Raw genomic sequence first — 19,342 nt, forward strand, 5'->3', positions numbered from 1 at the left:
GATGGTTATTGAAATATCCGATCCTGAACAATTATCTGAAGCTGCAATACACCTGCTTCACTTTATAGGAAATGAAAAAATACTGCTCTTTTACGGAGAGATGGGGGCAGGGAAAACTACCTTTATCAAGGCAATCTGTAAAGAATTAGGCATAACAGACACGGTTTCGAGCCCTACCTTTTCAATTGTTAATGAATACGTTTCTCCTTCAGGGCCTGTTTATCATTTTGATTTTTATCGCTTAAAAAACGAAACAGAAGCTTTAGACCTGGGTTATGAAGACTATATATACTCGGGTAACTATTGTTTTATTGAGTGGCCTGAAAAGATAAGCAGTTTATTGCCCGCGAAGGCCTGCCGGGTTGAACTAAAGGTTAAAAGCGGGCAAGAACGCCTGTTACAAGCAGAAATAGTAAGTTTTTGAAGGTATCCGTAGCAAAACAACGCTAATTTTTATATCTTCAACTAATTTTTTTATCTGTTAAAGAAAAAATGATGAATGAACTATCGGACATTGCAAAGCAAGCGTTAATGCAGCCGCAGGAGGCAATGCTCGAAACAAGAACAAGGAAAAACAGCCTTTATATAGGAATCCCCAAAGAAACATCTTACCAGGAAAAAAGAATACCTCTCACTCCTTTGTCGGTAGCGGTGCTGGTAAACAACGGCCATGAAGTAGTTATTGAAGCCGGAGCCGGAAACGCAGCAAACTTTCTCGATCATCATTATAGTGAACAGGGAGCCAAGATTGTTTATGATAAAAAGGAAATTTATAAAGCTGATCTCATTGTAAAAATTGCACCGCCGACTTCAGATGAAATTGGTATGATGAAACACGGCCAGGTTCTGTTTTCAACATTGCAAATGGGTACTTTATCAAAAGAATGCCTTTTGTCTTTAATGAAGAAGAAAATTACTGCTTTGTCTTATGAATACTTACGTGATGAAGGAAACATTCTGACCGTTGTAAGAGCAATGAGTGAAATTGTAGGAGCAACATCCATTCTTATTGCGGCAGAATATTTAAGTAACGTATTTAACGGCAAAGGACTTATGTTGGGAGGAATTACCGGAGTGCCGCCGACAGAAATTGTGATCTTAGGAGCAGGTACTGTTGGCGAATATGCTGCCCGAACGGCCATTGCGCTTGGTGCCGAAGTTAAAGTTTTTGACAGTTCCATTTATAAGCTGCGCCGTTTGCAAAATAACATTGGCAGCCGGGTTTTTACTTCGGTTATTCAACCTATTGTTTTGCAAAAAGCAGTAACTACCTGCGATGTTGTTATTGGAGCAGTGCGTGCTAATAATGGCCGCAGCCCGTGTATGGTAACAGAAGAAACGGTAAGCAGAATGAAACCAAATTCCGTTGTTATTGATGTAAGTATTGATCAGGGCGGATGTTTTGAAACATCGAGGGTAACCAATCACGATGAACCGGTTTTTAGAAAGTATGATGTAATCCATTATTGTGTTCCGAATATAGCATCGCGGGTTGCCCGCACTGCAACTTATGCCTTAACTAATATTTTCACGCCCATTTTGTTAGATATTGGCGAAATGGGAGGAATCATGAACGTAATATGGGAAAAGCCGGGAGTGAGGAACGCAATTTATCTTTACCAGGGGCATGTAACGAATAAAGATCTTGCCGAGCGCTTTAATATTCCTCCTAAAGATCTTGACCTGCTTATCATCTCAAAAAGATAGCTAAAGTTTAAAGTTTTACGATTTGTTAAAACATTAATTTTAAGTTGTTCTTTATCCTTAGAACAATTAGAATTAGTAAATGAACCTGAAAAATTTCTTCAGGAAAGCCTGGAAATTGATTTCCTGCACTTTTAAAGCCTTCTCAGAAGATCGGGCAATGAAGATGAGTGCATCGTTGGCTTATTACACGATTTTTTCGCTGGCTCCGCTTCTAATTATGATTATTTCCATAACCAGTTTAATTTACGGTCAGGATACCAATCAGAAGATTTTTCAGGAAATTAACGGTTTTGTAGGTAGTGATGCAGCCTTCCAGATTCAGTCTACGATACAGAAAGTCAGCAGGTCTGGCCATTCAACCACTGCAGCTATTATTGGAGCGATAACGCTTTTTCTTGGCTCAACAGGAGTTTTTATCCAGATACAGGATTCTATCAATTCCATCTGGCGAGTTCGTGCAAAACCTAAAAAAGGCTGGCAGAGATTAATATTAAACAGGCTAATTTCATTTTCAATGGTACTGGGTTTAGGATTTCTTCTTATCGTATCGCTAATAATTAACGGATTGGTTATTGCTTTGAGCGATAAGCTAAGCCATTACTTTCCTGATGTAACTATTCTCCTGGTAAATGTTTTTAATGTGCTTATAACTTTTATTATTATTTCTGTTCTTTTTGCCATCATCTTTAAATTTCTTCCGGATGCAGAAATCGAATGGAAAGTGGTGGCTATAGGAGCTATAACAACTGCTTTACTTTTTATGCTGGGCCGGTTTCTTATCGGGCTTTATATAAATAAAGTAGGGCCAGGCTCGGCCTACGGTGCTGCAGGATCAATAATCGTAATACTTACCTGGGTTTACTACTCTGCAGCTATACTATTTTTTGGGGCCGAATTTACTCAGGTTTATGCAGAGCAAAATGGATATAAAATTAAGCCCTCTGCCTACGCCGTTTACATTATACAGAAAGAAGAAGAGCAGGAAGTGGACGTTCTGCCCTCAAAACATGAGGAAGAAAAATGAGTGATTCCTCTTATTTCTTATCCAGATACAAAATCTGGTCAATAGTATTCGATGCTACCGAATGATAATTAGGCTCTGCTACTGAATACACTTCACGTGCCCATGCTTTACCTTCCGGAGTTTTTACCAGTTCTTTGTAAATCGGAACCAGAAACTTTCTTCGTCCTACAGAAATAAGGAATTGCTTTATATATGGATAAGCGGTTTTGTAGTTGTTTTTGATGGCTGTAACATACCAGGCGCTTTGTATTTCGGCATTTCCAGACTGAGTGAAGTTAAATTCTTTATCAAGGGCAGCCATATCAGTAGTTGCTAAGTGTTCAGGAAGATGGCTGATAAAATACAGTTTCTCGTTGGTCGACTTTATTTTTTCATTTAATCCTGTTAGGGATTTGGTTTGTTTATAAGAAGTTAGCAGACTATCTATCTCTGTAAAGGCAAGTGAACTTACAGGAGATAAATTAGAAGGCATCCCCGGCTCGTAAACCCAAGCCTTGGCGTTTATTTTGCCTGTTAAAGTGCGGTTAGACTTTAAAAGCTTTGAATCCAGGTCATTTAAAAACTGCTCAGTACTTACCGAGTGAAAAGCATGTTCCTGGAAGTACTCTTTTAAAAACTGGTCAAATTTTTCGCGTCCTACAAATCGTTCAATTGTGCGCAGAAAGAAGTATCCTTTCACGTACGGAATATCTGTCATACCTTCATCGGGATCACGGCCGTCAAAATTTCCTTTTAAACTGGTATCATGATTTTTAGGGCCTAACTCATTGATAACATCTTTCAGCGACTGGTAGCCCAAAACTTCCTGCATTTTTGCTTCTTCCCTTCCGTAAACCGCTTCTACTATACGTCTTTCAATGTAGGTGGTAAATCCTTCATTTAACCAGAAGTCGTTCCAGGTAGCATTGGTAACCAGATTTCCGCTCCAGCTATGGGCAAGTTCATGGGCAATCAGGCTAACCAGCGAACGGTCGCCGGCTATAACGGTTGGAGTAGCAAAGGTAAGCATTGGATTTTCCATACCACCAAACGGAAAACTTGGTGGTAAAACCAATACATCATAGCGTCCCCATTTATAAGGGCCATATAATTTTTCCGCCGCGTCTACCATCTTTCCCATATCTGCAAATTCCCAGGCAGCTTTTTGCAGCATTACAGGTTCCGCGTAAATACCGGTACGATTATCGATGGCCTGAAATGCGATATCGCCAACAGCCAGAGCCATTAAATAAGAAGGTATAGCATGAGGCTGCGAAAATTTATAAGTTCCTTTGTCGTTCTTTTGCTGTGGATTTTTAGCACTCATCAAAGCCAGCAAATTTTTCGGAACAGTCACGTTTGCATTATAGGTGAAACGAATTCCCGGACTATCCTGGCAAGGTATCCAGGTTCGGGCTAAAATAGCTTCTGACTGGGTGAAAAGGAAGGGTGTTTTTTTTCCTGCCGTTTGTTCCGGGTTTAGCCATTGCAGGGCGGCGGCATCCTTTTCGGTAGTGTAACAGATTGTTATTTTTTTAGTTTCCGGTTTTATTTGAATGCTCAGGGGTTTCCCTAAGAATTTAATCTCATCGCCCAAAGCAAACATAGTTTCTTCCTTCTCGCCGTCCAGAGTAACTTTCTGTATGTTTAGCTGCCGTGTATCAAAAATAATTTCATCCGAACCAGTAGGGTTATCTATAGTCCATGTAGCTTTTCCTGTTAATAAATGGTTGTTAAAATCAACATTCAAAGTAAGATCCAAATGCTTTACGACTGCTTTTTCAGGTTCAGCAAAAGAATGTGCATCATGAGGAACAAGGTTTTGGCTTTTTACTGTTTCGGCTGTATTTCCGGATTTTTTTTGATTACAGGATAACAGAAATAAGGAAATAAAAAGGCAAAGCACCTGCTTCATAAATTCATTTAATTTAAACAACGAATTTAATACAAGAATGTGTGATGAAAGAATCAGGGCTGAAATTTAACTGTTACACGGACTTCCGGGTTTTTTTCTGAACTATCCGGTATCCACACAGGACCTTCCTTAATTAATCGGATGGCTTCTTCGTTATAAGCCCTGTTAAGCCCACGGAGAATCTTATAATTCCCGGGAACACCCGTTTCTTTATCCACAGTAAATGCTACGATTACTTCACCTGTCGTTTTTTCTGTAGCAGGAAACCGGTTATTCTTTTTTACGTACTCGTTGTAAGCTGGCCAGCCCGTTGAGGGTTGTGCCTGGCTTGTAAGATAATCAGCTGTGTTTTCTGCCCCCGAATTGGGTACAAAGGGGAGTACCTGCACCTGTTTTATGCTGGAATTATTCTGTGCAGGGATAGAGGCCTTCATCCAGAAAAGGATACCTGCAGAAATGAACATAACAGCGGCTACTGCAGCAACGCTTAATCTTTGCCAGGTATAATTGAATACGTTTTTATTTTCCTGCTGTTGCGCTATCCTGTCTTCGAGCTGTTTTTGCAGAATACTTAGCTGAGAATCGGAAGATAGACGAGCGTGTGAATATCCCTCAATAGCATCCGCCAGAAAAGGATCTTCGAGAGCCTGCTTTTCCAGTTCGTACATTTCCTTTTCATCCAGCCGGCCTTCCAGGTAATTTTTTATAGTTATGTAATTAATATTGTTCATTTCCACGATTCTTCTCCATACAAATTTTAAGGTTTCGTTTCCCGTTTTGTATATAGCTTTTTACTTTATTTATATCAAAACCAGTTAAATCAGCAACATCTTTATAACATTTCTGCTGAAGATAGAAGAGATCAATGCTTATGCGCTGTTCTTCCGGCAACTTCTCCATGCATTTTTCCATCAGATCCAGTTCGCCCTCTTTCGATGCCTCGCTATTGAGATGAAAATCAGCGCCTTTTTCCACAAAGTTGTCCTGCAGGTTCACAGTTTCGTGCTTGGAGGCAGTCCGAAGTGCCATTAAGCAATAATTGCGTGCCAATGTGTACAACCAGCTTTTGAAATTACCAACTTCGTGAATTTTCAATTTATCAATCAGTTGCTCAAAGATTTGCATTACCCCATCTTTACTTTGCTCTTCATCTTTCAGGTACTTTAAACATACCCCATATACCAGTGGCATGTACTTTTCATAAAGTTTTCCCAGGATCTCCAGCTCATGTGTACGACGGTATTCAGCCAGCATAAGGGGCTCATCAACCTGATCCGTATTGCGAAACTTAAGAAACTTCAAATTGCTTTATTTAATCCTGTTTATTACAAGATGCAAAAAACACTGGTTTGGCATAACTCAAATATTAAAAAATTTAAGGATTTATAAGAAAGCATTTTGCCGTCCTGATTTTAAACCAACAGGTATCTGCGCAATAGCCCAAACAGCCAAAAGAAGGTTATAGCTGAATTTGTAAGTGATGCAAAAACAAATTATTATTGGCAAAAGATTTGCTTTCTTAGACAGAAAAACTAAAAATGAAGAAAGCCGTAATAGTCTTATCAGCATGTGTACTTATTTTAACAAGCAGTTGTGAAACGCTCAATCAAACAGCGCAGATATTAACCCAAGCCGGAGCTAATCCTACATCAGCAGAAATTGCAGCTGGATTAAAACAGGCGCTCGAATATGGCACGGCGAACAGTTCTGAAAAATTATCTTCCCGTGGAGGTTATCTGGAAAACCTGGCTGTAAAGCTATTATTTCCGCCTGAAGCACAAAAAGTTGAAAGAACACTGAGAACGCTGGGTTTAAATAAATTGTGCGATAACGTTATTATAAGTCTGAACAGGGCGGCTGAAGACGCTGCAACAGAAGCAAAGCCGATCTTTCTTTCTGCGATTAAACAAATGACCATTGCAGATGCTACCAATATCCTTTTAGGCAATCAGAGTGATGCTGCAACAAAATATTTTCAACGGGTAACTACTAATCAGTTAGAGGCAAAGTTTAATCCAATTATTCAAAACAGTTTAAGCAAAGTTGGGGCAACACGTTACTGGAGTGATGTTATTACCCGTTATAACCAAATTCCATTGGTTTCTAAAATAAATCCTGATCTGGATGAATATGTTACTCAAAAGGCAATTGAAGGACTCTTTTTTGAAATAGCGCAGGAAGAATTAAGAATACGCCAGAATGTTGCTGCCAGGAAAACCGATCTTCTTAAAAAAGTATTCGGCTATGCCGACAGAAGCAAGGGCTAAGTGAGACAGGTCATTTTTTTAAAGATGAAATATTCCGATATTTCGTTTTTAAAAGCAGGCAGATGACAAGCACAGACCAAAAAATAATTGCTCATTTAAATCATCTTCTTTCTATTTGTAAAAGCGGGAAGCATGGTTATCAGGCTGCTGCAAAAAATGCTCAGGACGAAGATTTGAAGAATTTCTTTAGCTCTGTAAGTATTGAAAGAGAAAAGTACATACAGGCATTAAAATACGAGGTGAGAAAGGCAGGCGGAGATCCTGATAAAAGTGAAGTGACTTTAGGTACACTGCACAGGACCTGGATGGACGTAAAAAGCGCCTTTTCCGCCGAAGATGATAAAGTCAACCTGGAAGCTTGTATAACAGGAGAGAAGGCGGCACTTCAGGCGTATAAAGAAGTACTTGAAAAAGCGTTACTCCCCGCCGATACACGAAACCTGATCGCGTTACAAAAAACCAGAATTGAAAAGGTGCTTTCAAGAATCAACGATATTTTAAAAAAGAGATGAGTTGCAGAACTAATAGTACCGTGTTTCTGTTAGTTGTGCATGGAAACACCTAAGGAAAAATTAATATCACATTTAAATCACCTCATTACCATTTGTAACGATGGAAAACACGGATATAGTGTAGCGGCAAAAGATGCAGAATCAGAAGATCTGAAAGGTATTTTTTATAGCTATAGCGTGAACAGGGAAGAATTTGCCAATGCGCTGAGAGCAGAAGTCAACAAATTAGGAGGAGAACCCGACCTTTCAGGAGGGCCGATTGGAGCATTACACCGGGCATGGATTGATATAAAAAGCACCTTATCAACCAATGATGATAAAGCGATACTTGATTCGTGTATAACAGGTGAAAGGGCGGCAGTTAATGCTTACCGGGAAGTTTTATCAGATGCCTTGCTTCCTGCCGATATTCAGAACCTGGCATCCATACAATCTGTACGAGTAGAAGAAGCTTTACAACGAATGGAAGCTTTGTATTTAGCATATACATCATAAATAAGGTCTGAATTGTATTAATTCAGACCTTTCTATATTTCTATTAACTTACCTAAACCAGCAATCTAACCGGCTCTTCAAGTAATGCTTTTAATGTTTGCAGGAACGCAGCGGCTGTAGCTCCGTCAACCACGCGATGGTCTGCGCTTAGCGTAACTTTCATTATATTTCCAGGTACAACGGCACCATTTTTAACAACGGGAACCTGTTGAATACCACCTACTGCAAGAATGCAGGAATCGGGTGGATTAATGATAGCTGTAAATTCATCTACGCCAAACATTCCAAGATTTGAAATGGTGAAAGTAGAACCTTCCCAGTCCGCGGGTTGCAGCTTTTTAGCTTTTGCCCGTTGAGCAAAGTCTTTTACCTCCGCAGAAATATGTGAAAGGGATTTACCATCAGCAAACCGAACTACCGGAACCAGCAATCCTTCATCTACAGCCACGGCAATTCCAATATTTACATGTTCGTTATAACGGATTTTATCACCCAGCCAGGATGAATTTACATTGGGATGCTGTTTTAAAGCGATTGCTGCAGCCTTTACCACTAAATCGTTAAAAGAGATTTTTACCGGAGCAAATTCATTGATTTTAGCACGAGCCTGGATAGCACTATCCATATCAATACTCATGGTAACATAAAAATGCGGAGCGGTAAATAAACTTTCAGAAAGCCGTTTTGCAATGGTTTTACGCATTTGTGTAACAGGTTTTTCTGTATATTTTTCTTCACCGATAAACTGAGGAATTTTAGGGGCAGGAGCTTCTGCTTTTTGTGCAGGTGCTTCAGCAGGTTTAGTTGCCGGCTTAAATTCTTCTACGTCTTTCTTTATAATGCGGCCCCCTTCAGCGCTTCCTTTAAGCTGAGAAAGGTCAATTCCTTTTTCTTCGGCAAGTTTTTTTGCAAGCGGAGAAGCTTTTATACGGGAATCAGAATCGGATGACGATACTTCCTGTGTTTTTTCCTGCTGTTGTGGTTGTGCCAGGGCCTCTTCTGTTTTTGCACTTTCGGAAGCCTGTTTATTTCCTTGTTTTGAGCCCTTTAACAAAGCCTGAACGTCAGTGCCTTCTTTCCCTACAATAGCGATTACGTCGTTTACTTTTGCCGCTTGTCCTTTTTCAACACCTATATACAATAACGTTCCTTCTGCATAGGCAGTTACTTCCATAGTAGCTTTGTCTGTTTCAACATCAGCAAGCGTATCGTCACTTTTTACTTTATCACCTACCTTTTTATGCCACTCGGCAATAACGCCTTCTGTCATGGTATCGCTCAACAAGGGCATTCTGATAACCGTTGCACCTACAGACTCGGGATCAATTCCTCCTTCCTCAGCTTCTTCAGCAGGTACTTTTGTTTCGGGTTTATCAGCAGTTTCTGCAGTAGAATTTGCTTTTTCGAGGCTATCTGCTTTTGTTCCCGTTCCTGCACCTTCCAGTGCCGGTTTGTAATCTTCTCCGGGAGCTCCAAGTACAGCAATTACCGAATCTACCGGCACGGCCTGCCCTTCTTCGGCGCCTATATATAAAAGAGTTCCTTCCTGGAAAGATTCAAAATCCATAGTTGCCTTATCGGTTTCTACTTCAGCAACTAAATCTCCTGTATTTACTTTATCGCCAACTTTTTTATGCCATTTCGCGATAACCCCTTCGGTCATGGTATCGCTCATTTTAGGCATACGTACAACTTCAGCCATATTTTTATTTTTAGATTAGATGAATGTTTTGATTAGCTACGAATAAATGGATAATCCTTCTGTACATATACATCGTTGTACAGTTCCTGAGGATCAGGCCATGGTGATTCTTCAGCAAATTTTACCGATTCATCCACAATATTCTTTACCTTTTGATTAATCTCTTCAAACCATGCCTCATCAGCATATTTATTATCCAGGATTGCTTTTTTTACAATTTCTATCGGATCTTTTGCTTTGTATTCTTCCAGTTCTTCTTTTGTACGGTACTTCGCCGGATCTGACATGGAATGGCCCTTGTATCGATAGGTACGCATTTCAAGGAAGGTTGGCCCTTCGCCTCTGCGGGCACGCTGAACAGCTTCATCCATTGCATTGTGTACAGCCGCAGGGTCCATACCGTCAACAGGTGCACATGGCATATCAAATCCTAAACCTATTTTAAAAATATCAATCATGTTGGTAGTGCGCTGTACAGAAGTCCCCATTGCATAACCATTATTCTCGCACACGAAAATTACCGGAAGCTTCCACAGCATCGCCATGTTAAAGGTTTCATTTAATGCTCCCTGGCGAACAGCACCGTCTCCCATATAACACACATTTACATTATCTGTGCCCAGGTACTTTTCGGCAAAAGCAACACCCGCACCTAATGGAATCTGGCCTCCTACAATACCATGTCCTCCAAAAAATTTATGCTCTTTGCTGAACATGTGCATGGAGCCGCCTTTCCCTTTCGAACAGCCGGTTGCTTTTCCATACAGCTCGGCCATTATTTCATTTGCTGTCATACCTTTTGCAAGGGCGTGAGCGTGATCCCGGTACGCTGTGATCATTGAATCTTCAGGGCGAAGAACAGACATGGTTCCTGCAACAACGGCTTCCTGCCCAATATATAAATGGCAAAAACCTCTTATTTTTTGTTGCCCGTATAGTTGTCCTGCCTTTTCTTCAAATTTTCTCATCAGCAGCATGGAATCATACCACTGCAGGTAAGTATCTTTAGTAATTTCTACTGAACTCATTCGTTAAACGTGATTTTGGGAACGCAAATCTAACCATATCTTGCCAAAAAAAAGAATCCGCAGAATTTTGTCAATCAGCAAATTTTTATTTGGTTTTTGCCGCCGGAAAATTCAAATAGCAATTATGGAAGAAAGATATTTGAATTAAAAAAGTTTTATAAATACCTGTCTTTAATAATTTGAACATGGTGTTTTAAGTGTCCGGATAGTATAAATAAAAGTGCTCTTACAGAAAGGGCATTTCCATTTGCTTCTCCATACAGATCCAACTGTTCATCTTTCAACGATCTGAAAAGAAAAAGATTGCCTTGCCGAACGGCAGCAAACTCATCTGCCAATTCGTAAAAACTGCTGTTCAGGAAGTTAGAATTATCTACATAGAAATTCTCTTCAAATCCGGGAAGCGGAGTAGAATCTTTTCTGGAAAAACGCAGCAGCCGGTAAGCCATAATACGTTCGGTATCTGTAAGATGCCCCACCAATTGTTTCAAAGTCCATTTATCTGGAGCATAGGAAAAATCATGTTTCTCTTCAGGAATAGATCGTAAAAAGTCAGGAATAGCGGTAGCCTGCTGTTCAAGCTCTTCGAGAATATTGTCATTTGCCCTTTCTATGTACCCTGCATGAAAAGGGGAATATTCAGTTGGTTCAGGACGTTTCATGTGCTGTTTTTAAAATAATTCGGATTGTGGTTCCTTTTCCGAGCTCAGAATCTTTAACATAGATCTGGCCCTGATGGTAATTCTCAATAATACGTTTGGTAAGGGATAAACCCAGGCCCCAGCCGCGTTTGCGGGTAGTATATCCGGGTTGAAAGATAGTTTCAAACTTGAATCTTGGGATTCCTTTTCCTGTATCCGAAATATCTACGAAGACCTGCTCTTTACCATGATTCTCGGTTATTTTAATGTCGATCTTTCCTGTTCCTTCTATTGCATTCACCGAGTTTTTTAACAGATTCTCCAAAACCCAGTCGAACAAAGGAATATTCATTAAAGCTTCCAACTCTGTGTCGCCTGATACAGAAAAAGTAATTTTTTCACTGGTCCTGATCTTAAAATAATCTACATATTCTTTTACTGCAGGATAAACAGCATGGGCATTCAAAACCGCTTTCGAGCCGATTTTAGAAAAACGATCCGCCACCATTTCCAGCCTTTGGATATCATTCTCCATTTCAGTGATCAAGGGATCATCTTCTGCCTTGAATTTGGATTTCAGCAATTCTATCCAAGCCATTAAAGAAGATATGGGGGTGCCGAGCTGATGAGCTGTTTCTTTTGCCATACCCACCCATACCAGGTTTTGTTCCGTTCGCCTAGAGGAGCTGAAAACGAGGTAAGCCACCAGCAGAAAGATCCCGATAACGGTTAACTGGATGTAAGGAAAAACCCGAAGCTGGGTAAGAAGTAATGAGTCTTTATAATATACGTACCACTTTTCTTTATTCGCAAGTGTTAACTCTATGGGTTTATGCTGCGATCGCATTTCATGCAGTTGCTTTTTAAAATACTCGGGTGCGTATTCTTTTTTGGTGTAAAAGGGCGACTCGATATTTTCAGCTTCGATCTTATAATTTGTTTTGGTGCTGTCTAAGCCTTTCCAGTATTTTATACTGCCATTGGCGTCCGTAACAATGGTAGGAACACTCAGGCTGTCGCGAATAGCGTATACAAACGTTATTGATTCATCGTTAATATCCGGCATGGAAATAATGCGCTTAAATGTATAAGCCCAAACCTCTGCCCGTGTTCTTTCTGACCGGGACAGATTCTTTACCAAGTAATTGGCATACCATAAAGAGGCGCCTGCAATTACTACTGCAAAAGCAAGTAAAAGAAATTTCCAGCGCCTTTTTTGTTCGTAAGGATTCAATTTTTTTAAAGTTAGTATATAGTATTGAGTACCAGGTATTGAGTCACTAATAATTCAGTACTACTTGTATTTAATTCCCATATTATATAACATAAAGGACCATTTATCTGCCTGTTCTGCAATTACCTGGGCGGTTGATTTACCGGCACCATGTCCTGCCTTTGTTTCAATTCTTATTAGTACCGGAGCTTCTCCTGCATGATATTCCTGTAAACGTGCTGCAAATTTAAAAGAGTGAGCAGGCACTACGCGGTCATCATGATCAGCAGTTGTAACCATTGTTGCGGGATACTTAACACCTTGCTTTAATGCGTGATAGGGCGAGTACTGATAAAGATACCTGAACATTTCTTCCGAATCTTCTGCTGTTCCATAATCATATGCCCAGCCGGCACCTGCGGTAAATTTATTGTACCGAAGCATGTCTAAAACCCCCACGGCCGGAAATGCTACTTTAAACAGTTCGGGCTCTTGTGTCATGCAGGCTCCAACCAGCAAGCCCCCGTTTGAGCCGCCGGAAATAGCTAGATAATCTCTGGAAGTATAATTGTTATTCACGAGATATTCTGCAGCAGCAATAAAGTCATCAAAAACATTCTGCTTCTTCATTTTTGTTCCTGCCAGGTGCCACTTTTCTCCGTATTCGCCTCCGCCGCGTAAGTTCGGAACTGCAAAAATTCCTCCCTGCTCTAACAAAACAATGTTTGAAGTGCTGAAAGCAGGAGTTAAACTGATGCTGAAGCCGCCATACCCGTAAAGAAGAGTGGGATTTTTGCCGTTCAGCTTAATTCCCTTCTTGTAAGTTATTATCATTGGGATACGGGTTCCGTCTTTCGAGTTGTAAAAAACCTGCTTCGATTCGTATTGCTGCGGATCAAATTGCACACCTGATTTTTTAAAAATCGTTGATTCTCGGGATAGAATATCGTATTTAAAAATCGTTGATGGGTACACATATGAATTGAACGTATAGTAAATTTCGTGCTCTTCTTTTTTGCCTGAAAAACCGGCAGCAGTTCCAACACCGGGCAGATTAATTGTTTTTTCAAGCTTTCCGTTTAAATCGTATTGCTTAATTAATGAAGTTGCGTCCTTAAGGTAGCTTGCAAATAATTTACCCCCGGCTGTAGAAATTTGTAGTACATTTTCTGTTTCTGGAATTAAGTCTTTCCAGTTTTCAGTTCCGGCGCCGGCAGCATCGACAGTAACAAGACGGTTATTGGGAGCATGTAAATTGGTGAAAATATAAAGCCGGGAACCTTCGCTGTTAACAACATAATGGTCGTTATCGAAATTTGAAACAACAGTTTTTATTTTACTGCCAGGTTTAGATAAATCCTGAATGTATAATTCATTTCCTGTTGTAGAGTTTGCGGCGGTAATCACCAGAAAGCGTTCATCTTCCGTTAAATAGCCGCCGATATATCTTCGGGGAGTTTCTGATCCGCCAAAGATCAACCGGTCTTCTTTCTGCGGGGTTCCTAATTTATGAAAATACAGTTTATGATGCTGGGTCATTCCCGACAGCTGGCTTCCACCTTCAGGTTTATCGTAGCTGCTGTAATAAAAGCCTTCGTTGCCTTTCCAGGCCAGACCTGAAAACTTTACATTCGTTAGCGTATCACTTACAATTGATTTATCTTCTGTTTTTATTACAATTACCTTCCGCCAGTCCGAGCCTCCTTCAGAAATCTGGTAGGCAGCCATACTTCCGTCTTTTGTAAAATCTATACCAGCAAGGGAAGTGGTTCCATCTGCAGAGAATTTATTCGGATCGAGAAATACTTCAGGTTCTTTCCCTTCCTGTTGCCGGAAGAGTACTGACTGGTTCTGTAATCCGTCGTTCTTATAAAAATAGGTGTATCTCCCTTCCCTGAACGGTGCACTGTACTTTTCGTAATTCCACAGTGTTTCCAGGCGTTCTTTTATCTTATCCCGAAACGGAATTTGAGAAAGAAAACCTTGTGTGACTTTATTCTGGGCGATAACCCATTCTTTTATATCGGCAGCGGTGTCATTTTCAAGCCAACGGTAAGGATCGGAAACCTGTGTGCCAAAATACGTATCGGTAACAGCTACTTTTTTAGTTTTTGGATATTTGATCATTGGAAAATCAGGATATGAAATAAAGGCCGACAAAGAAATAAATCCAATGCCGAGTGCCGAAATATATAGCTTTGCTTTCATAAGATATTTAAAAGGATAAATGTACTAAAAGCTACACTTCTTCCATAAATTCGATTTTTGCCCGAATGTTTGATATTTTTACGGCAATGCCTCAACGGAATAAAATTTACTTCGCTTCTGATTTTCATCTCGGAGCTCCCGATTATGCCACAAGCCGCGAACGTGAAGCGAGGATAGTGCGCTGGCTGGATACAATTAAGGAAGATGCAGCTGAATTATTTTTGGTAGGCGACGTTTTCGATTTCTGGTTTGAATATAATAAAGCCATACCAAAGGGTTTTATCCGTTTCCAGGGAAAACTGGCCGAATTAAGCGATGCAGGCGTAAAAATTGTTCTTTTCAAAGGCAACCACGATATGTGGATGTTTGATTATTTTCCCAAGGAGCTGGGAATTGAGATAGTTTCAAATGAATTAATAATAGAAAGGGGCGGAAAGCGATTTTTTATTCATCATGGAGATGGGGTAGGCCCCGGCGATACAGCGTTTAAAATTTTAAAAAAAATATTCAGAAGTAATTTATGCCAATGGCTTTTTGCCCGTATCCATCCCAACCTGGGAATTTGGATTGCCCATACCTGGTCGTTAGACAGGAAAATCAGACGGCCGCAAAAAAAATATACCGATGACATGTATGAGTGGATGGTTGCACACAGTAAAGAAGTATTGCAAAAAGAGCATTTCGATTACTTTATCTATGGCCATCGGCACATGCCTGTTGACCTGAAAGTTGGAAACAGCCGCTACATTAACTTAGGTGAATGGATGAATTATAACTCCTATGCGGTATTTGACGGGGTGGATTTGGAGTTGAAGTATTTTGAAGAGACAGGAGATAAGAAGTGATACCTCGTGATAATCTTAATAAAAGTACTAAGTCTTGGTTTGAAATTTCATATTGTATGATAGCGTATGCTGGATTAACATATTAAAAATGACCTGCATTGTCAAATAATTTGTTCTAATATTTTAATCCTTTTATTAATTTTATTGCTTAACGCTCATAGCATGTATAAGTATATCGGAGCTGCAGTACTATCATTAATATTCCTGATCAGTACCATAATTCTTGCCCAACAAAATATTCCATATGTTTCCTATACCTGTTTTGTATTCCACATGATTGCATGGAGTATTGGAACCGGTGGTTCTGTTTTTGGCTTAATATTATTTTATTTATTGTATTGGATATTGCTTATTAAGGTATTAAATAAATTTTTTCCCAGGCTAAAGACAATTTTTTTAGATCGGAGGTAATTCCTTAATTTCTATTACAGAGTTGTGCTTTTCTACAGATCAATACAAGTTATCATATAGCGAGCAATTCCTTGATAAACATCATAAGGTCCACCTTATTATTAAAATCCCTGTTGCTGATTGAATTCTAGAACAATATTCCTATTTTTGCCACTCCAAATAAAGCTCTAATATGGCTAAAGCGTCAGAAATTAAAAATGGAAATGTGCTTCGTTTCAATGGTGACCTGGTAACTGTTGAGGAATTTATACATCGTACTCCCGGCAACTTACGGGCTTTTTACCAGGCAAGAATGCGTAACGTAAAAACAGGTAAACTGGTTGAATACCGTTTCAGAACCGATGAGGAAGTAGAAATTTGCCGGGTAGAAACCAACGACTACCAGTATTTATATGAAGACGGCGATTTTTTTGTAGTTATGGATAATAACTCCTTTGAGCAATTTAATATTCCTAAATTCCTTTTTGGCGATTCTGCACGGTTTTTAAAAGAGGGAATGAATGTAATTGTTGCATTTGAGAGCGAAGAACCTATAATGGCAAAAGCACCTTCCAGTGTTGAACTTGAAATTACCTACACAGAACCTGCCGTAAAGGGCGATACTTCAACTAATGCCTTAAAATTGGCAACAGTTGAAACAGGAGTAGAAATCCGGGTTCCTTTGTTTATTAACCAGGGAGATAAAGTACGTGTAGATACTACAACAGGCAGTTATATTGAACGTGTTAAATAATCTGATCCTTGATAGATTAAAGAAACGGCCTTAGATATTCTGAGGCCGTTTCTTATTTTTATCGTATTATGAAAAAAGCTGAACTCCGTGAGCATTTTCTGAACAATCGATTACATCTTACTTCTTTACAGGTAGAAGAAGCATCTGAACTGATTGCAGAAAATTTTAAAAGAATTCCTTTAAGCGGAATTTCATTCCTTCACACTTTTTATCCTATAGTAGGTAGGGCTGAAGTAAACAGCCTGCTGATTTCTGACCGAATTAAAAAGGAATATCCGGAGATTAAGCTTGTCCTGTCTAAAATAAATTCTGAAAATAACACACTTGACAATTATATATGGGAAGAAAATACCCCGCTTGCCATGAATAAATGGGGAATAACAGAACCTGAAAACGGACAAACAGTTGATGCAAGCCTCTTGGATATTATACTGATTCCATTACTTGCATTTGATAAAAAGGGGAATCGAATTGGATATGGGAAAGGTTTTTACGATCGTTTTTTGACTGAATGCCGGCCAGATGCTAAAAAGATAGGGCTTTCAATTTTTGATCCTGTTGAAGAAATTCGGGATACAGATCCTTTTGATTTTCCACTGGATTGCTGTATTACCCCTTCACATATCTGGCATTTCTCTTCCTGAAAGTTTAACTATCTGTTAATATTGTAACAATTTCGTTTTCAATAGGGTGCAGGATATGAATTTTTAACACCGCCATCCCGGTTTACTATTTATTCTCTTAACTTTAATTCTGCTAACCAAAATTAACCAATAAGTATGGAACCAATTGCTGTATTACAGGAGCTTCCTGGTACACAGGGAGCCGGTGCAGATGCAATAACAATGCAGGCTTCCCCTCAACGACTTTATTCTTTAGACGCCCTTCGCGGTTTTGATATGTTCTGGATTATGGGTGCGGAAGAAATTTTCCACAGCCTTTTCAAGGCAACCGGTTCTCCGTTCTTTGGTGCTATCTCTAACCAGCTAACGCACCCGGATTGGAACGGCTTCCATTACTACGATCTTATTTTCCCTTTATTTCTTTTTTTGGCCGGTGTGGCAACTCCTTATTCTGTGGGGCGTGAGATGGAAAAGGGAAAAAGTAAAAATGAACTGTTGCTGCGTGTAATTAAACGCGGATTGATCCTGGTGCTTTTAGGAATTGTTGTAAATAACGGTTTACGCATCAGGCCCATTGAAGATATTCGTTTTGCCAGCGTTTTAGGTCGCATTGGACTGGCATATATGATGGCGAACATTATTTACCTCTACACCAAAGAAAAGTTCCAGGTAATGTGGTTTGCGGGTCTGATAATTGCGTATTGGTTACTGCTCAAATTCACATCTGCTCCTGGTTTTGCTCCCGGAGATTTAACAATGGAAGGCAATTTTGCCTCTTATATTGACCGGTTAGTTCTTCCCGGAAAGCTGTATTTGAAAATTCACGATCCCGAAGGTTTATTTTCTACCATTCCTGCAATCAGTACTGCATTGCTTGGCATATTAGCCGGGCGCTTGCTTAAAAACGGAACAATGTCTAAAGAAAAGAAAGCATTATGGCTTGCCGGAAGCGGCGTGGTTTTTCTGATACTGGCGCAAATCTGGAATCTGGATTTCCCGATCAATAAAAACCTATGGACAAGTTCCTTCGTTCTTCATACAGGTGGTTTGAGTTTACTCTTGTTAGCACTATTTTATTATGTTATCGATGTATTGGGATTTAAAAGCTGGGCGTTTTTCTTTAAGGTAATAGGAATGAACTCTATTCTTATCTATATATCGGGCAGGTTTATAGACTGGGAATATACAACAAACGGATTTTTCAGGTGGCTGGGGCAATTAGTGGGCGATCCTTTTAATGCAGTTGTGATGGCTGTTTGTTTCGTATTTATCAAATGGCTGTTTCTGTATATCCTTTACCAGAAGAAAGTTTTTTTGCGGGTATAAATCATACAAGAACAATTTAGCCCTCAGCATCAGCTGGGGGTTTTGTTTTATATTGTCTCGATCAACCCTTTATATTGTCGTATTCACACCTGCCGGAACGTTGTTTTGTTGCAGAGATTTGTATCAGTTAAACAAATGATTATGGAAAAAAATAATCTCGATGCTGATACATCGGTATTTGGAATGCATCCAAAAGACAACATTAAAAATCTATCAGCCGGATTTGAGAATACGGTAAAAGAGCTGATTCAGGTTCTTTCATCATTTGGTCAGGAAGAAATGAATACAGTACCATTTGAAAGCAGCTGGACGGCGGGGCAGGTGGGTGAACATCTCTTAAAGTCTTACTTTGTAGTTGAAACCCTGAATGGCAAAGTACAACAAACACAGAGGGACCCGGAAGAGAAAGTGGAAAAAATTAAAGCGCTTTTCCTAAACTTTGATGTTAAATTAAATTCACCTGAATTTATTCTTCCATCGAATAACACTATAGAAAAACAAAGCTTGTTAAGTTCTCTGGAAAAAGTGCTTACTCAGATAGGGGATGTTATTAAAACAAAAGAGCCGTCAGAAACTTGTTTGGATTATGCTATTCCTCAGTTTGGCGAATTTACCCGATTGGAATGGATCAATTTTGTAATTGTACATACGCAGCGGCATATTCGTCAGTTAAAAGGGATTTATCAGAAGTTGCAAACGCGATAAAATAAAAT

19 protein-coding genes are annotated in these 19,342 nt (G+C 39.6%); 11 read left to right on the top strand and 8 right to left on the bottom strand.

Annotated elements, in window-relative coordinates; translation table 11 throughout:
• Position 1: 1 nt before the first annotated feature.
• The 3 genes from tsaE to ACLCDL_RS02900 all read left to right on the top strand — a co-directional run bounded on the left by tsaE (position 2) and on the right by ACLCDL_RS02900 (position 2,731).
• Positions 2–424: a tRNA (adenosine(37)-N6)-threonylcarbamoyltransferase complex ATPase subunit type 1 TsaE gene (gene tsaE, locus ACLCDL_RS02890; protein ID WP_423146579.1), complete on the top strand. Its 423-nt coding sequence runs from the start codon at positions 2–4 to the stop codon at positions 422–424.
• Positions 425–495: 71 nt separating this feature from the next.
• Complete coding sequence (locus ACLCDL_RS02895) at positions 496–1,707, top strand: alanine dehydrogenase (RefSeq protein ID WP_423147011.1); 1,212 nt, start codon at positions 496–498, stop codon at positions 1,705–1,707.
• Positions 1,708–1,786: 79 nt separating this feature from the next.
• Positions 1,787–2,731 (top strand): YihY/virulence factor BrkB family protein, encoded by a 945-nt coding sequence (locus ACLCDL_RS02900; protein WP_423146580.1) that lies wholly within the window; start codon positions 1,787–1,789, stop codon positions 2,729–2,731.
• Positions 2,732–2,741: 10 nt separating this feature from the next.
• Here the strand turns inward: ACLCDL_RS02900 and ACLCDL_RS02905 are convergent, their stop codons facing one another.
• Genes ACLCDL_RS02905 through ACLCDL_RS02915 form a run of 3 tightly spaced genes read right to left on the bottom strand, consistent with a single transcriptional unit; the run spans position 2,742 to position 5,927 of the window.
• Positions 2,742–4,625, bottom strand: coding sequence for a M1 family metallopeptidase (locus ACLCDL_RS02905; protein WP_423146582.1), 1,884 nt, complete (start codon positions 4,623–4,625; stop codon positions 2,742–2,744).
• Positions 4,626–4,678: 53 nt separating this feature from the next.
• Positions 4,679–5,356: an energy transducer TonB gene (locus ACLCDL_RS02910; RefSeq protein WP_423146583.1), complete on the bottom strand. Its 678-nt coding sequence runs from the start codon at positions 5,354–5,356 to the stop codon at positions 4,679–4,681.
• Positions 5,343–5,927 carry an RNA polymerase sigma factor gene (locus ACLCDL_RS02915; protein ID WP_423146584.1) on the bottom strand — a complete coding sequence of 195 codons (585 nt, stop codon included), beginning with the start codon at positions 5,925–5,927 and terminating at the stop codon, positions 5,343–5,345. The genes ACLCDL_RS02910 and ACLCDL_RS02915 overlap by 14 nt, the downstream gene beginning before the upstream one ends.
• Before the next feature lie 236 nt (positions 5,928–6,163).
• Between ACLCDL_RS02915 and ACLCDL_RS02920 the strand changes: the two genes are divergently transcribed.
• The 3 genes from ACLCDL_RS02920 (at position 6,164) to ACLCDL_RS02930 (ending at position 7,899) form a co-directional block, all read left to right on the top strand.
• Positions 6,164–6,892 (top strand): DUF4197 domain-containing protein, encoded by a 729-nt coding sequence (locus ACLCDL_RS02920; protein WP_423146585.1) that lies wholly within the window; start codon positions 6,164–6,166, stop codon positions 6,890–6,892.
• A 62-nt stretch (positions 6,893–6,954) separates the two neighbouring features.
• Entirely contained in the window at positions 6,955–7,404 is a 450-nt protein-coding gene (locus ACLCDL_RS02925) for a ferritin-like domain-containing protein (RefSeq protein ID WP_423146587.1), read from the top strand.
• Positions 7,405–7,443: 39 nt separating this feature from the next.
• The gene (locus tag ACLCDL_RS02930) at positions 7,444–7,899 is read left to right on the top strand and encodes a ferritin-like domain-containing protein (protein WP_423146589.1); all 456 of its coding nucleotides are present in this window, start codon (positions 7,444–7,446) and stop codon (positions 7,897–7,899) included.
• Between the two features lie 52 nt (positions 7,900–7,951).
• On the opposite strand, the gene ACLCDL_RS02935 is transcribed toward ACLCDL_RS02930, so the two are convergent.
• The 5 genes from ACLCDL_RS02935 to ACLCDL_RS02955 all read right to left on the bottom strand — a co-directional run bounded on the left by ACLCDL_RS02935 (position 7,952) and on the right by ACLCDL_RS02955 (position 14,610).
• A complete protein-coding gene (locus ACLCDL_RS02935; protein WP_423146591.1) occupies positions 7,952–9,601 on the bottom strand; it encodes a pyruvate dehydrogenase complex dihydrolipoamide acetyltransferase in 1,650 nt (549 codons plus the stop codon).
• Positions 9,602–9,633: 32 nt separating this feature from the next.
• The gene (gene pdhA, locus ACLCDL_RS02940) at positions 9,634–10,629 is read right to left on the bottom strand and encodes a pyruvate dehydrogenase (acetyl-transferring) E1 component subunit alpha (RefSeq protein ID WP_423146594.1); all 996 of its coding nucleotides are present in this window, start codon (positions 10,627–10,629) and stop codon (positions 9,634–9,636) included.
• A 155-nt stretch (positions 10,630–10,784) separates the two neighbouring features.
• Positions 10,785–11,291, bottom strand: coding sequence for a DinB family protein (locus ACLCDL_RS02945; RefSeq protein WP_423146595.1), 507 nt, complete (start codon positions 11,289–11,291; stop codon positions 10,785–10,787).
• Entirely contained in the window at positions 11,278–12,504 is a 1,227-nt protein-coding gene (locus ACLCDL_RS02950; RefSeq protein ID WP_423146597.1) for a sensor histidine kinase, read from the bottom strand. The genes ACLCDL_RS02945 and ACLCDL_RS02950 overlap by 14 nt, the downstream gene beginning before the upstream one ends.
• A 60-nt stretch (positions 12,505–12,564) precedes the next feature.
• On the bottom strand, positions 12,565–14,610 hold the full coding sequence (locus ACLCDL_RS02955; protein ID WP_423147012.1) for a prolyl oligopeptidase family serine peptidase: 2,046 nt from the start codon (positions 14,608–14,610) through the stop codon (positions 12,565–12,567).
• A gap of 146 nt (positions 14,611–14,756) precedes the next feature.
• On the opposite strand from ACLCDL_RS02955, the gene ACLCDL_RS02960 reads away from it, so the two are divergent.
• The 5 genes from ACLCDL_RS02960 to ACLCDL_RS02980 all read left to right on the top strand — a co-directional run bounded on the left by ACLCDL_RS02960 (position 14,757) and on the right by ACLCDL_RS02980 (position 19,334).
• Positions 14,757–15,536, top strand: coding sequence for a UDP-2,3-diacylglucosamine diphosphatase (locus ACLCDL_RS02960; RefSeq protein WP_423146599.1), 780 nt, complete (start codon positions 14,757–14,759; stop codon positions 15,534–15,536).
• 583 nt (positions 15,537–16,119) lie between these two features.
• Positions 16,120–16,680 (top strand): elongation factor P, encoded by a 561-nt coding sequence (gene efp / locus ACLCDL_RS02965; protein WP_423146600.1) that lies wholly within the window; start codon positions 16,120–16,122, stop codon positions 16,678–16,680.
• A gap of 68 nt (positions 16,681–16,748) precedes the next feature.
• Positions 16,749–17,324 (top strand): 5-formyltetrahydrofolate cyclo-ligase, encoded by a 576-nt coding sequence (locus tag ACLCDL_RS02970; RefSeq protein WP_423146601.1) that lies wholly within the window; start codon positions 16,749–16,751, stop codon positions 17,322–17,324.
• A 135-nt stretch (positions 17,325–17,459) separates the two neighbouring features.
• Positions 17,460–18,629 carry an acyltransferase family protein gene (locus tag ACLCDL_RS02975; RefSeq protein ID WP_423146603.1) on the top strand — a complete coding sequence of 390 codons (1,170 nt, stop codon included), beginning with the start codon at positions 17,460–17,462 and terminating at the stop codon, positions 18,627–18,629.
• A 141-nt stretch (positions 18,630–18,770) separates the two neighbouring features.
• Complete coding sequence (locus ACLCDL_RS02980) at positions 18,771–19,334, top strand: DinB family protein (RefSeq protein WP_423146605.1); 564 nt, start codon at positions 18,771–18,773, stop codon at positions 19,332–19,334.
• Positions 19,335–19,342 lie beyond the last annotated feature (8 nt).

The organism is Rubrilithobacter danxiaensis (assembly GCF_047272945.1).
In the GTDB taxonomy this organism is placed as follows: domain Bacteria; phylum Bacteroidota; class Bacteroidia; order Sphingobacteriales; family Sphingobacteriaceae; genus Rubrolithibacter; species Rubrolithibacter danxiaensis.